14 protein-coding genes are annotated in these 13,154 nt (G+C 69.1%); 6 read left to right on the top strand and 8 right to left on the bottom strand.

Going from position 1 to position 13,154, the window contains the following annotated elements; all coding sequences use genetic code 11:
• The first annotated feature begins 75 nt into the window (after positions 1 to 75).
• Together V6V89_RS14925 and V6V89_RS14930 are read left to right on the top strand one after the other, a co-directional pair.
• Positions 76 to 702, top strand: a complete 627-nt coding sequence (locus V6V89_RS14925) for a DUF47 domain-containing protein (RefSeq protein WP_334619699.1) — start codon at positions 76 to 78, stop codon at positions 700 to 702.
• A 3-nt stretch (positions 703 to 705) separates the two neighbouring features.
• Positions 706 to 1,710 carry an inorganic phosphate transporter gene (locus V6V89_RS14930; protein ID WP_334619700.1) on the top strand — a complete coding sequence of 335 codons (1,005 nt, stop codon included), beginning with the start codon at positions 706 to 708 and terminating at the stop codon, positions 1,708 to 1,710.
• 78 nt (positions 1,711 to 1,788) lie between these two features.
• Here the strand turns inward: V6V89_RS14930 and V6V89_RS14935 are convergent, their stop codons facing one another.
• The gene (locus tag V6V89_RS14935) at positions 1,789 to 2,769 is read right to left on the bottom strand and encodes a Gfo/Idh/MocA family protein (RefSeq protein WP_334619701.1); all 981 of its coding nucleotides are present in this window, start codon (positions 2,767 to 2,769) and stop codon (positions 1,789 to 1,791) included.
• 30 nt (positions 2,770 to 2,799) lie between these two features.
• Here V6V89_RS14935 and V6V89_RS14940 point away from each other — a divergent pair, with 30 nt between their 5' ends.
• Positions 2,800 to 3,603 (top strand): NUDIX hydrolase, encoded by an 804-nt coding sequence (locus V6V89_RS14940; RefSeq protein ID WP_334619702.1) that lies wholly within the window; start codon positions 2,800 to 2,802, stop codon positions 3,601 to 3,603.
• Here V6V89_RS14940 and pstB read toward each other — a convergent pair.
• The 7 genes from pstB to V6V89_RS14975 all read right to left on the bottom strand — a co-directional run bounded on the left by pstB (position 3,600) and on the right by V6V89_RS14975 (position 10,754).
• The gene (pstB, locus tag V6V89_RS14945) at positions 3,600 to 4,481 is read right to left on the bottom strand and encodes a phosphate ABC transporter ATP-binding protein PstB (protein ID WP_442935141.1); all 882 of its coding nucleotides are present in this window, start codon (positions 4,479 to 4,481) and stop codon (positions 3,600 to 3,602) included. The two genes, V6V89_RS14940 and pstB, sit on opposite strands and share 4 nt — an antisense overlap.
• A 3-nt stretch (positions 4,482 to 4,484) precedes the next feature.
• Positions 4,485 to 5,390 (bottom strand): phosphate ABC transporter permease PstA, encoded by a 906-nt coding sequence (gene pstA, locus V6V89_RS14950; protein WP_334619703.1) that lies wholly within the window; start codon positions 5,388 to 5,390, stop codon positions 4,485 to 4,487.
• Positions 5,387 to 6,355: a phosphate ABC transporter permease subunit PstC gene (gene pstC, locus V6V89_RS14955; protein ID WP_334619704.1), complete on the bottom strand. Its 969-nt coding sequence runs from the start codon at positions 6,353 to 6,355 to the stop codon at positions 5,387 to 5,389. Before pstC ends, pstA begins: the two co-directional genes overlap by 4 nt.
• A 78-nt stretch (positions 6,356 to 6,433) precedes the next feature.
• Complete coding sequence (gene pstS / locus V6V89_RS14960) at positions 6,434 to 7,504, bottom strand: phosphate ABC transporter substrate-binding protein PstS (RefSeq protein WP_334619705.1); 1,071 nt, start codon at positions 7,502 to 7,504, stop codon at positions 6,434 to 6,436.
• Positions 7,505 to 7,718: 214 nt separating this feature from the next.
• Positions 7,719 to 8,657 (bottom strand): mycothiol synthase, encoded by a 939-nt coding sequence (gene mshD / locus V6V89_RS14965; protein ID WP_334619706.1) that lies wholly within the window; start codon positions 8,655 to 8,657, stop codon positions 7,719 to 7,721.
• A 21-nt stretch (positions 8,658 to 8,678) separates the two neighbouring features.
• A complete protein-coding gene (locus tag V6V89_RS14970) occupies positions 8,679 to 9,602 on the bottom strand; it encodes a polysaccharide deacetylase family protein (protein ID WP_334619707.1) in 924 nt (307 codons plus the stop codon).
• A 438-nt stretch (positions 9,603 to 10,040) separates the two neighbouring features.
• Positions 10,041 to 10,754 (bottom strand): winged helix-turn-helix transcriptional regulator, encoded by a 714-nt coding sequence (locus tag V6V89_RS14975; RefSeq protein ID WP_334619708.1) that lies wholly within the window; start codon positions 10,752 to 10,754, stop codon positions 10,041 to 10,043.
• Positions 10,755 to 10,940: 186 nt separating this feature from the next.
• On the opposite strand from V6V89_RS14975, the gene V6V89_RS14980 reads away from it, so the two are divergent.
• The 3 genes from V6V89_RS14980 (at position 10,941) to V6V89_RS14990 (ending at position 13,042) form a co-directional block, all read left to right on the top strand.
• Positions 10,941 to 12,017: a hypothetical protein gene (locus V6V89_RS14980; protein ID WP_334619709.1), complete on the top strand. Its 1,077-nt coding sequence runs from the start codon at positions 10,941 to 10,943 to the stop codon at positions 12,015 to 12,017.
• A gap of 37 nt (positions 12,018 to 12,054) precedes the next feature.
• Complete coding sequence (locus tag V6V89_RS14985; RefSeq protein WP_334619710.1) at positions 12,055 to 12,837, top strand: LmeA family phospholipid-binding protein; 783 nt, start codon at positions 12,055 to 12,057, stop codon at positions 12,835 to 12,837.
• A 127-nt stretch (positions 12,838 to 12,964) separates the two neighbouring features.
• A complete protein-coding gene (locus V6V89_RS14990; protein ID WP_334619740.1) occupies positions 12,965 to 13,042 on the top strand; it encodes an Ms5788A family Cys-rich leader peptide in 78 nt (25 codons plus the stop codon).
• Positions 13,043 to 13,154: the final 112 nt, after the last annotated feature.

Below are 13,154 nucleotides of genomic sequence, written 5' to 3' on the forward strand. Positions count from 1 at the left end.
CTGCCAAGGGGTTACCTAGCATTCCCCCCGAGTTCATGAACCCGTACCGTCCACCACTGGCATGAGGTTGGCGCCGTGAAGTTTTCCTTCCGCCCCGTCGAGGGTGCTTTCTACGAGCTCTTCACCAAGGCCGCCCAGAATCTGGTGCGCGGTACGGAGCTGCTCAACGAGCTTGCGCTACCCGGTGTGGACGTGCAGTCGGTCAGCGAGCGGCTGACCGAGGTCGAGCACGACAGCGACCAGATCACCCACCAGCTGTACAAGAAGATCAACTCGACGTTCATCACGCCGTTCGACCGGGAGGACATCTACCGCCTCGGCTCGGGCCTGGACGACATCATGGACCACCTGGAAGCGGTGGGTAACCTGCTCTACCTCTACGGGCTGACCAAGCTGCCCTCGCTGCCCCGCGAGATGCACGAGCTGATCGCGGTGCTCGACGCCCAGGCCAAGCTGACCGCCGACGCGATGCCGCGGCTGCGCGCGATGAAGAACCTCGAGGACTACTGGATCGAGTGCAACCGGCTGGAGAACGATGGCGACCGGGCGTACCGGATGCTGCTGGTCCGGCTCTTCTCCGGTGAGTACGACGCGTTGACCGTGCTGAAGATGAAGGAGGTCGCCGACGAGCTGGAGGCGGCCTGCGACGCCTTCGAGCACGTGGCCAACACGATCGAGACAATCGCGGTCAAGGAGTCATAGCCCTTGAGCGCGGAGCTTGCCGCCGTCATCGCCGTGATCGTGATCGCGATGGCGTTCGACTACACCAACGGTTTCCACGACGCCGCGAACGCGATCGCGACGAGCGTGTCGACGCGCGCGCTCACGCCGCGGGTCGCGCTCGTCATGGCGGCCATCGGTAACTTCATCGGCGCCCACTTCGGCGCGGGCGTGGCCAAGACGGTCGGCAGCGGCCTCGTGGATCTGCCGACCGGCGTCGCCAGTCTCGGCGTCGTCTTCGCCGGCGTGTTCGGCGCGATCGTCTGGAACCTGGTCACCTGGTACTTCGGCCTGCCCTCGTCGTCGTCGCACGCTCTTATCGGCGGCATGGTGGGCGCGACGATCGCCGCCTCCGGCACCGTGCTGTGGAGCGGCATCCTGGAGAGCGTCATCCTGCCGATGATCATGTCGCCGCTGGTGGGATTCGGGCTCGGGTACCTCGTGATGATCGCCGTGATGTGGCTCTTCCGCAACGGGCACCCGGGCAAGCTGAACAGGGGCTTCCGGTGGGCGCAGACGGTATCGGCCGCTGCCATGTCGGTCGGGCACGGCATGCAGGACGCCGCGAAGACCATCGGCATCATCGTGCTCGCGCTCTACGTCGGCGGGTACCAGGACGACGCCAAGACGATCCCCGAGTGGGCCTTCTGGACTTCGGCGACGGTGCTGGCGCTCGGCACGTACGCCGGTGGCTGGCGGATCATCCGCACCCTCGGCCGCAAGATCATCGACCTGCGGCCGCCGGAGGGCTTCGCCGCCGAGACTGTCGCCAGCTCGGTGCTCTACTTCAACGCCCTGGTGCTGGGCGCCCCGATCTCCACCACGCACACGATCACGTCAGCGATCATGGGCGTGGGCGCCACCAAGCGGCTGTCGGCGGTGCGTTGGGGCGTGGCCGGCAACATCGTCGGCGCCTGGATCCTGACGTTCCCGGCGGCGGGCCTGATCGCCAGCCTGGTCTACTTTCTGATCCGCCCCCTCTTCGCCTGACCCCTCCTTCGTGATCAGGGCGTCCTTCAAGTCGTTCCGACAACTCGAAGGACGCACCTGGTCACGCGCGTGTGCTGGTCAGTCCCGGTAGGAGACGCCTACCTCGGCGCGGACCTGGTCGAGCAGGCGCATGACCTCCAGGGTCGCCGCGTGCGGGACCAGCGGACTCTCCAGGAGACCCTCGCGCAAGCAGCGCTGCACCTCGGCGGCCTCGTGCTGGTAGCCACGGCCCTCGGTCGACCCCTTGAAGACCTCCGGCTCGGCGCCTTCGCGGTGCAGCACGAACTCGCGCGCCGCGAAGAACGCGGGCGGCAGCTCGATCCGCCCCGCACTGCCCGTGATCAGTGCGGTGATCGGGGTACCGCGCACGATGCCGCAGGTCAGCGCGGCCAGCGCTCCAGACTCGTATCCGAAGATGATGGCGGTGTTCTCGTCGACGCCTTCGGCGGTCAGCTTGGCCCAGGCGCGCACGTGGTCCGGCACCCCGAGCAGCAGGTGAGCGAGGTGGATCGGGTACACGCCGAGGTCCAAGAGTGCGCCACCGCCCAGCTCACGCGCCCGCAGCCGGTGCGTCGCCTCGAAGGGTCCCGCGATGGAGAAGTCGGCGTGCACCGAGACCACATCGCCGATCGCGCCGTCCGCGACTACCTCGGCGAGCCGCCGGACCACCGGGTTGCAGCGCATCCACATGGCCTCCATGAGGAAAAGCCCCCGGTCGCGGGCCATGGCGATCAGCTCGGCGCTGGTCTCCAGGTCAAGCGTCATCGGCTTTTCGCACAGCACCGCCCGCCCCGCCTCCAGGCAGATCCGGGTGGCCGCGTAGTGCGCCGAGTGCGGCGTGGCCACGTAAACCACGTCGAGGTCGTCATCGGCCGCCAACTCCGACCACGAGCCGTACGCGCGCGGGATGTCGTATCGACCGGCGAACGCCTCCGCCGCCTCCTTGGAACGCGAGCCCACCGCCACGATCTCGGCGTCGGGCAGCAGCCGCAGGTCCTCGACGAACGTCGTGGCGATACCGCCGGTGGCCAGGATTCCCCATCGCACACGTTCACTCATGAAGCCCGATCGTACGGGCATACTGCGGGGATGACGGACGAGGACGGGTGGCGGTTGCCGGACGCGCTCGTGGCGCGGGTGCGGCAGTTCGCCGCTGGCGAGGGCGGGCCGGTGCCCGTGCCGCGGGTCGCGGCCACGGTGGTGCTGCTCCGCCCCGCTGACGCCGGCTTCGAGGTCTACCTGCTGCGGCGCGCCGCCTCGATGGCGTTCGCCTCCGGGATGTACGCCTTCCCGGGCGGGAGTGTCGACCCTGCCGACGCCACCGCCGACCTCGCCTGGTCGGGGCCGGAGCCGGACGAGTGGGCGCGGCGGCTCGGGCGGTCACGCGAGGAGGCGCAGGCGGTGGTCTGCGCGGCGGTGCGCGAGGTATTCGAGGAGACTGGCGTGCTGTTGGCGGGGCCGGGGAGCGCGAGCGACGCCGATCGGCGGGCGCTGGTCGGCCGTGAGCTCGGCCTCGCCGAGCTGCTGTCGAGGCGCGGGCTGGTGCTGCGGTCGGACCTGCTGGGCGCCTGGGCGCGCTGGGTCACGCCCGAGTTCGAGGCGCGCCGCTTCGACACGTACTTCTTCGTGGCCGCCCTGCCCGACGACCAGCGTGCCGAGGACGTCTCCGGCGAGGCGGACTACACGACGTGGCTGCGTCCGGCCGAGGCCGTGGCTCGGTATGAGGCGGGGGAGTTGGCCATGCTCCCGCCCACCATCGTGCTGCTGCGACAGCTGTCCGCGTACCAGATGGTGGCTGACGTGTTGCGCGCGGCGGCCGACCGGGATGCGGCGGCGGCGGTGACGCCGCGCGCGGAGCTGGCCCCGGACGGCACCGTGCGCCTGAGGGTCTAGCCGAAGCGGCCGGTGATGTAGTCCTCCGTGCGCTTGTCGGCGGGGTTCGTGAAGATGCGACCGGTCTCGTTGAACTCGACCAGCCGCCCGTGCCGCACCTGCTTGTCGTCGACCTCGGCGGTGAAGAAGGCGGTGTAGTGGCTGACCCGCGCCGCCTGCTGCATGTTGTGCGTGACGATGACGATCGTGTAGGTCTTCGCCAGCTCGTGCATCAGGTCTTCGATCTTGCCGGTGGCGATCGGGTCGAGCGCCGAGCAGGGCTCGTCCATGAGGATCACGTCGGGGCGTACCGCGATCGTGCGGGCGATGCACAGCCGCTGCTGCTGGCCGCCGGAGAGGGACAGGCCGCTCATCTTGAGCTTGTCCTTCACCTCGTCCCACAGTGCGGCACCGACCAGCGCCTCTTCGACCCGGTCCGACAGGTTGTCCTTCATCCCGTTGATGCGCAGCCCGTAGGCGACGTTGTCGAAGATGGACTTCGGGAACGGGTTGGGCTTCTGGAACACCATGCCGATCCGCCGGCGCACCTGGATCGGATCGACGTCCCTGGCGTAGAGGTTCTGGCCGTGGTAGGTCACCTGGCCGGCGACCCGGGCGCCGGGCACCAGGTCGTTCATCCGGTTGAGCGAGCGCAGGATGGTCGACTTGCCGCAGCCGGAGGGCCCGATCATCGCGGTGATCTGGTTTTGCCGGATGGGCATCGACGTGCCGCGGACCGCCTCGTAGGTGCCGTAGAAGACGCTGACGTCCTTCAGCGCCATGACCGGTGTGCCGGCGGCATGTGGCGTGTCCTGGACTCCCCAGCCACTGGTCGGGGCGTTGATGCTGACGGAGGGGCGATCGGTCACGGTGGTTGCCTCGTGGTGGGGGATGGTCATGGGTCAGCGCTCCTTAATCGCGAAGCGGTTGGCGATGAAGCGGGCGATGATCGTGAAAATCAGCACGATCGCGATCAGGGTTAGCGCGGCGCCCCAGGCCCGATCCTGCGCGATCTGGAACGGCTGGCTGGCGTTGCTGAAGATCTGCGCTGGCAGCGCGGTGTTTTCGCCGCTGAAGAGGTTCCAGTTGGTGGCGTTGACGGCGCCAACGACGAAGATGATCGGCGCGGTCTCGCCGGCGGCGCGAGCGATCGCCAGCAGCGAACCGCTGGTGATGCCGGAGATCGCCGCGGGCAGCACCACGGTGACGGTGGTGCGCCACTTTCGGGCGCCCAGTGCGAGACTGGCCTGGCGCAGCTCGTCGGGGACGAGCTTGAGCATCTCCTCGGTGCTGCGGATCACGACCGGCAGCATGAGGCAGGCGAGCGCGAGCGCGCCGGCGAAGCCGCTGCGCGCCTCGAAGGTCAGCACCCAGATGGTGTAGATGAACAGGCCCATGATGATCGACGGCACGCCGGTCATGATGTCGGCCAGCATCCGGATCAGCCGAGCGAGCGGGCGCTGCTTGCCGTACTCGTTGAGGTAGATCGCGCCCAGGACGCCGAGCGGGACCGCCATCAGCGCGGCGCCGCCGGTGATGAGGAGCGTGCCGATGATCGCGGGGCCCATGCCCCCGCCGGCTCGGCGTACCGACAGGGAGATGTCCTCGGTGAGGAATTCCCCGCTCATGATGCCGCCGCCCTTGGAGATGACCGAGTACACGACCAGGCCAAGCGGGACGATGGCGATCACCAGTGCCAGGGTGATCGCGCCGAGGGCGACCTGGTTGGTGATCCGCCGCCGGGTGGAGAGTGCGCGGCGGGTGAGATCGGGGGTGCCCCGGCTGGTCCTTTCCAGGGTCGTCGTCATGACGTGGCTCCCCTCATGCGGGCCTCCGCGCGCCGCACGATGGCCTGCGCGAGCGTGTTGATGATGACCGTCATCGCGAACAGCACGACGCCGAGGCCGATCAGGGCCGCGGTGAACGTGCCGGTCGACTCGCCGATCTGGCTGACGATGACCGACGGCATGGCATTGCCGCTGGCGAAGACGTTCGCCGTGATCTGGGTGGAGCCGCCGATGACCAGCGTGATGGCGATCGTCTCGCCCATCGCGCGGCCGAGGCCGAGGATGACCGCGCCGACGAGGCCGCCGAAACTGTGCGGGAAGACCGCGCCCTTGATCATCTCCCAGCGGGTGGCGCCGAGGGCGAGCGCCGCGTCCTTGTCGGCCTGCGGCACGGTGCTGAACACCTCGCGTGAGATCGACGTGATGATCGGGACGATCATGATGGCGACGATGAGGCCGGCGGTCATGAAGCTGCGACCGCTGCCGATCGGCTCGGCGAAGACGCTGCCTACCACCGGGATGCCGCCGAGCACGTCGTGGAACCAGCGGTAGACCGGCACCAGCTTGGGCGCGACGACCAGCACGCCCCACAGGCCGAAGACCACCGACGGGACGGCGGCGAGGAGGTCGATCACGGTGATCGCCGGTCCGCGCAGGCGGCGCGGTGCCAGCTCGGTGAGGAAGAGCGCGATGCCGATCGAGACCGGCACGGCGAAGATCAGGGAGATCAGCGACACGAGCGCCGTGCCGTAGATGAACGCCAGGGCGCCGAAGACCTCAGCGGGCGGGTCCCAGGTGCGCTCCGTGATGAAGCTAAGGCCCATGTGGCTGAATGCGGGCCACGCCTCACGGGTGGTGGTGATGAGGATCAACGCCAGTACGGCGAGCACCAGCAGGCCGGCGGCGAGCGCCAAAATCATGAAGGAGCGGTCGGCCCGTGGCCCGCCGCCCCGACTTGTCAGGGTGGTGTGCGTTTCAGTCGTCACGCTCTCAACTCCGGGGCTGGTGGTGCCGCCAAGGGCGGGATCATCGCTGATCCCGCCCTTGAACTCAGCTATCGGTCGTCACTGGATCTTGTCGAGCTGGGCGAGCGCCTTGGTCTTCAGCGCGTCCGGCAGCGGCGCGAAGTCCACCTCCGGCGCGAGCGTCTGACCGTCGTTGAGCAGGTAGGTGACGAAGCCCTTGACCAGGTCCTTCTTGGCCGGGTCGTCGTACTTGGTGCGGACCAGGATGTAGGTCGGCGCGGTGATTGGGTAGGTCGTGGCGCCGGCCGCGTTCAGCGGGTCGTAGGTGAGGTCATCCTTGACCGTCGCGCCGTCCAGAGCCGCGGTGGCGCCGTCGAGGCTGGCCGCGACGAACTGGCCGTCCTTGTTCTTGATGGCCGCGAACTTCAGGCCGCTCTCCCTCGCATCGCTGAAGTCGACGTAGCCGATGCCGCCGTCGGACGACTTGATCAGCTGCGCCACGCCGGTGTTCTTCTCGGCACCCTGGGTGCTGGCCGGCCAGTTCACGGTGTCGCCGCTGTCCAGCTTCCAGGTGCTCGGGGCCGCGGCCTTCAGGTACTTGGTGAAGTTGTTCGTGGTGCCCGAGCCGTCCGAGCGGTGCGCGACGGTGATCTTCTTGGCGGGCAGGGTCACGCCGGGGTTGTCCGCCTTGATCGCGGCGTCATCCCAGCTGGTGATCTCGGCCTGGAAGATCTTCGCGAGCGTGTCCGGGCTGAGCTGCAGCTTGTCAACGCCGTTGAGGTTGTACGAGACGGTGATGGGCGCGGCCACGGTCGGCACGTAGAGGAAGGAGTCGGCGGGGACGCCGTCGGTGTCCTTGACCAAGCTGTCACTGCCCGCGAAGTCGACGAGGTTCGCGCCGAAGTCCTTCTTACCCTGGCCGGAACCGACCGAGTTGTAGGTGACGGACAGCTTCGAGGCCACGCCCTTGAATTCTGCGATCGCCTCGGTGTAGAAGGCGTTCGGGAAGCTGGCGCCTCCGCCCTTGAGCTCGCCGGACAGGTTCGCGTATTGGTTGGAGCCCGAACCGGCGTCGGTGCCGGTGTCGCCGCTGTCGTCGTTGCCACCACAGCCGGCAAGCGCGATCGTTGCGACGAGCGCGACGCCAGCGAGGACGCGCCGCGAAAGCACGTTGCGGTTCACCTCAGGTAAGCCTCTCTTTTAAGGGATCGCCCGGCCGTGCCGGCCCGACGTCGCCGACGCTAAAAGCGGCAGGTAGCCGGCTTCCCGGGCGTGGGTGAACGCGGGGTGAACTCATGCCGCCACCAAGATTGCGTGCGGCTGAGGGCGAGTTGTCCGTTCCGTGAACTGAGAGACTGGTGACGGAAATATCCGGTATAGGCCGTTAGTGGCCGTATCGATAACTGACGTCCGTTGACCACCGCGCGAATCCGAGACCCTCGTAGAGCGCCAGGGCGCGGACATTCGACTCATCGACGTACAACATCGCCTGGTCAAGACCGCGTCCTCGCAGGTGGCGCAGGCCCGCCACGGTCAGCGCGCGGCCCAGGCCCAGGCCATGCGCGCTAGGGTCCACGCCCACGACGTACACCTCGCCGATCGGCTGGTGCTCGTGGTGATGGCCGTGCACCTTCGTCCAGTGGAATCCGAGCAGATGCTTGCTCGACCGGTCCACCGCCAGCAGGAAGCCTTCTGGGTCGAACCAGGGCTCCGCCATCCGCACGTGCAGGTCGCGCAGCGTCCACCGCCCCTGGTCAGGGTGGTCGGCGAACGCGCGTGCGTTTACCTCGACCCACGCCACGTCGTCGTCGCCCGGCCTGAACGGCCGTACCTCCACGCCGTCCGGCACCCGCGGCTCGGGCAGCGCCGCGAACAGCGACCGCCGCATCTGCAACAGCACCCGAGACCGCGTGAACCCCAGGCTCAGCGCCAGAGCACCCGCCGACGGGTGGTCACCATGCGCCCACAGCCGCAGGCGTCCGCGCGGGTCCGCCCCGTCGATGGCGGCCATCGCCGCCTTTACCAGGGTGCGGCCCAGGCCGTGCCGCCGGCGCAGCGGATGCACGACCAACTCGGCCGCCGCGCCCTCCACCTCGTCGGTGGTGTCCAGATGCGCATAGCCGGCGAGCGCGCCGTCGTGGTCCCGGATCAGCAGGTGTACCGCTGGCGTGTCACCGCCGTGCCGGATATGCAGGACCACGTGCTCGGAGAGCGGGTACGCCCCGTCGGTGTCGCCAGCTGCCCGGGCCAGCCCGAGCACATCCTCCACGTCGGTGGGGGAAAGGTGGTCGATCCGCGCCACCGCGGGCTGCACAGACGTCACGGCAATACGGTATCGGGTACCTCAGATCTGTCCCGGCTTGACGGGGAGCTCGAACCCGTGCCGCCGCGGCGCGTCGGTACCCGGCGGGAGCGCGCCGAGCTGGAAGCGCCGGCTGAGGTTGGGCAGGATCGAACGCAGCGCGATGACGGTGCCGCGGCGGTCACCCCCCGCGTCGTGCAGTAACACGATCGCGCCCCGCCTCGTGCTGGCGTTGACAGTGCCGGCGATGCTGCCGGCGCTCGGCTTTCGCCAGTCCTGCGGGTCGACTATCCAGTGCAGCGACGTCATGCCCAACTCGCGGGCCACGCCGACGACGCCGGCGGTCCAGGCGCCGCCCGGCTGCCGGTAGTACGAGACACGGGAGCCCGGTGCGGCGGCCCGGATCGCGTTGTTGGCACGGATCAGGTTGGCCCGGATGGTCGCACGTGACCTCGCGCCGAGGCTTATGTCGTGATCCCACGAGTGGTTGCACAACGTGTGGCCGTCGTCGGCGATCGCCTTCACCAGGCCCGGGAACGCTTTCGCGTTGACGCCCACCAGGCAGAATGTGGCCTTGATCCGGTGTCGTCTAAGCAGTTCGAGCGTCTCCGGGGTGTGCTTGGGATCCGGCCCGTCATCGAACGTCAACGCCACGGTGTGCGTACCGGTCGTGCGGCGGCTACCGAACGGGCCGCCGCGTTCGGCGGGGAGTGGCGGCCGGTTGGGGCCGGTGACGGGCTGCCGGGCGGGCGCGAACCGTTGGGCCGCTGGCCTGCCGGGCGTCTCGGTCGGGGCGGCCTCCGGCTTGGGTGTCGTCTGGGGCGCCGTTCGCGGCCCCGCGCTTGGCCGTCCCGGGATCCGGCCCGCGAGGTATCCGCTGAGCACCACCGCGCCCACTACTCCCACGACGATCAGCAGCGTGCGTAGGTACCGTGCGCCGCCCCCCGCCTCATGCGCACCATTCACAACGAGAAGAATAATTCCGACAATCCCCGCTCAGGCCTCTTTACCGACATTGGCCGCTCTTTCCCACCCTGCTTTCGCCGATCAAGGGCAAACGCACGTGGTCCGATCTCTAAACCACGTGCGTTTGCCCTTGATCGACGGCGATGTCCTTGATCGGCGAGCGGGCCGCTGTGGGTCGAGGCCGCGCCAATCGGGCGCTGGCCCGTGCGCCGGCCCAGATGGGTGCCGGAATCGCTACGCCGGCGCCGGGCCCGGACCCGCCGCGCGTCATGCGGCGTCCGTGCGCGTGTGCGTGGCGTCCGTGCGTGTGGCGTCCGTGCGCGTGGCGGCGGCGCAGATCAAGGGAGGGTCACGCGATCAAGGGCAAACGCACGCGGTTTTGAGATCGAACCACGTGCGTTTGCCCTTGATCGACGGAAGTGGGAGGGAGGCGAAGCCTCAGACGGAAATGGGAGCGGGCTCCGTGTCGGGGAGCTGGCGGGTCGGCGGAACCACGAACTTGTAGCCCACCTGACGCACCGTGCCGATCATCGACTCGTACTCGGAGCCGAGCTTGGCGCGCAGCCGCCGCACGTGCACGTCGACGGTGCGGGTGCCGCCGAAGTAGTCGTAGCCCCACACCTCACGCAGCAGCTGGTCGCGGGTGAACACCCGGCCCGGGTGCTGGGCGAGGAACTTCAGCAGCTCGAACTCCTTGTAGGTCAGGTCGAGCGGCCGGCCCTTGAGCTTGGCGGCGTACGTGTCGGGGTCGATGGTCAGCTCGCCGGCCCGGATCAGCCCACCGGCGCCAGAGGTGGCGTTGGTGAGCCGGCCGACCGCCAGCCGCAGCCGCGCCTCGACCTCGGCGGGACCGGCGCTGGCGAGGATGACGTCGTCGACGCCCCAGTCAGCGTTGAGCGCGATGAGCCCGGCCTCGGTGACGACAGCGACGAGCGGGACGCCCAGCCCGGTGGCGTGCAGCATGCGGCACGTCGCGCGGGCCTCGGCCAGCTCGGAGCGGGCGTCGACCATGACAGCGTCGGGGCTGGGGCCGGAGACCAACGTGCGCACGTCGCGTGGCGCGGTGCGGACCGAGTGGGGAAGCAGATCGAGCGCGGGCAGCACGGCGGAAGGCTCACCAGCACGCGCCGTCACGAGGAGCAGGATCTCCACACTTCACCTCCGTCCTCGCGGCGCTTGGGCCGCGCGGTGACCGTCGGGGTCCCGGCGTCGCTGACGGGCGGGGTTACTGAAAAACTGACGCTGAGCTTAACCGATTTTCAGCTCATAACGCCCTGGTCCATACCCGTTCATCTGTGTGATCGGCCATAACGGCCGAGAAAAGAGTACGGTGCGAGCGTGTTTCCCTCGTCCCCTGACGTGGGCCGCGAGCCGTGGGACGGACCCCCGCCGGGCCCGCGGCGTACGGCCCCGAGCGTTTACGGTGCGCCCGGCGCGGCACCGGCGGCCACCCCCGATGAGCGGCGGGAACGCGCCGCTGCCCGGCGCGCCCGCCGGGACGGGCCGAGCGGCCTGCAGCCGACCGAGCCATCCGAGTCCGAGTCGGATGGCTCGGAAAACGAGGACGCGCCGGAGGAGGTCGAGCCGGTACCGGTACGCCGGTTGCTCTCCGTAGCGGTGGCCGGGTTCGCTGGGCTGCTCACCCTGGGCCTGATCATGGGTGCCCAGACCGCCGGACCGGGTAGCGCGCGCATCCCGTACGCGATCGTGATCTTCGGTGTGCAGTTGCTCTTCGTCCTGGCTTGGACGATGGCGATCCGCCCGCCGGCCCTGCCCTTGGTGGCTGGCGTCTGCGTGGGGGTCGCCGCGCTGGCGGATTTCGCCGCCATCTCACCTGACACCGCGACCATCGCCCCGGTCGGGTATGTCGCCGTGGGCGGTTTCGTGGCGGGCGTGCTCGCGCAGCTCATCCGGCGTGTCGACCGGGTGCGTGTCACCGATTCGTTGGGCGCGACCCTGCTCATCGTGGTCGGTGTCGTCGCGTTCGCCACCTTGATCGTGCTGGGTCGGGTGCCGCTGGGTACCCAGGCGATCTTTGTCTGTCTCACCGCGACCGGCGTGTCGCTGGTCGCGGCGCGCCTGACGGACGCGGTGTTCGCCTGGCCGCGCCTGGCGCCGCAGGTGCCGCGCGGCGCGGCCGGCGTCGTGCTCGGCGCGATGTGCGGCACGTTGGCCGCCGCGGTCATCGGCAGCTACGTCGTGGGTTTCACGCCCGTCAGCGGCGCGGTGGTCGGCCTGGTCGCGGCCAGTGCGGCCGGCCTTGCCGACCTGGCTGCCGGGTACTCCGAGGCGGGCCGCCAGATGGCCGGGGAACCGCCGACGATGTGGATCGCTCGGCACATGCAGGGGCCGCTCGGCGGGTTCGCATTGGCGGCACCCGCGGCTTATGCCATGTGCGTCCTGTTTCTCACGTGAGCGTGACACACAGGAACACCGGGTATAAACGACGAACGTGACGACGTACACGTACGCCGACGAGGGCACGCAGCCGCGCCGCAGGCGGGGCCGGCGGCTGCTGACCGTACTCATCGTGCTGCTGCTTGTGCTGCTGGGGCTCGTGGCGGTGGCCGACCGGGTCGGTGCCTCGATGGCCGAACGTGTGATCGGCGATCAGATCGAGCAGGAACTCGTCGCCCAAGGCCTGAAGACGTCGCCGCCCGAGGTGAGCGTCGGCGGCTTTCCGTTCCTGACCCAGGTGCTCGCAGGCGAATACGAGTCGATCTCGATCCAGCTCCGGGACGTCGAGGGGACGGTAGAGGGCGAAGGCGTCCGGCTGCCGCGCCTGGACGTCGAGGCGCGCACCGTGACCGCGCCGCTCGACACGCTGCGCACCCAGCAGGGTGAGATCACCGCCGGCACCGTGGAGGGCACGGCCATCGTTGCGTACGCCAGCGTCGTCGCCTTGATCAACCAGCCCGGTCTTCAATTGTCCGAACGGGACGGTGTGCTCTTCGTCACCGCTCCGCTCCGGGTGCTCGGCCAGGAGATCACCGTGAACGGCAACGCGGAGCTGGCGGTCCGCGACGGCCGCGTGCAGGTGTCCTTCGCCAACCTCTCGGCGGAAGGGGCGCCGCAGGGCGCCGAGGAGTTCGTCAACGCGTACGCCCGGGACATCTCGCTCAACCTGGCGCTGCCCGAGATGCCGTTCCAGCTGAAACTGCAGGACGTCAAGGCTCAGTCGGACGGGCTCGCGGTGACCGCCGCGGCCCAGAACGTGCCGCTCAACCAGTCGTAAGCGGGGTCCAGGCCGACCGCCTCGTTGGTCGCCACTGCTCCTATCGCGATCCAAGAGTGACTAGGCCGTCCCGGATGGTGAGTCGCTGCTGTTACCTGCGGAAGAACGGCTGGTAAGCTCGCTGACCATGGGGACGCTCCTCACCAAACGGCGCGCGGTCGACCTGTGCCGCGTGGCCGCCTGCCTGTGTCGCCCCGTCATCTGACGGCGGGGCCGGTTTTGCGTACCCTCTGATCCACTTACGCCCGGCAGTGGCGCCGTCGCACGTACCCGTGATCGTCCAAATCCATGGGTCGCGCGCCACGGCAAGTTTTGAG

Origin of the sequence: Micromonospora sp. CPCC 206061, assembly GCF_036906915.1 — a bacterium.
Taxonomy (GTDB): Bacteria; Actinomycetota; Actinomycetes; order Mycobacteriales; family Micromonosporaceae; genus Phytohabitans.

Excerpts from the sequence above, each read along its gene's own strand:
- V6V89_RS14935 (WP_334619701.1), bottom strand. The coding sequence starts at position 2,769 with ATGAGTGAACGTGTGCGATGGGGAATCCTGGCCACCGGCGGTATCGCC.
- pstA (WP_334619703.1), bottom strand. The coding sequence starts at position 5,390 with ATGACGACGACCCTGGAAAGGACCAGCCGGGGCACCCCCGATCTCACC.
- V6V89_RS14990 (WP_334619740.1), top strand. The coding sequence starts at position 12,965 with ATGGGGACGCTCCTCACCAAACGGCGCGCGGTCGACCTGTGCCGCGTG.
- pstB (WP_442935141.1), bottom strand. The coding sequence starts at position 4,481 with ATGACCATCCCCCACCACGAGGCAACCACCGTGACCGATCGCCCCTCC.
- V6V89_RS14940 (WP_334619702.1), top strand. The coding sequence starts at position 2,800 with ATGACGGACGAGGACGGGTGGCGGTTGCCGGACGCGCTCGTGGCGCGG.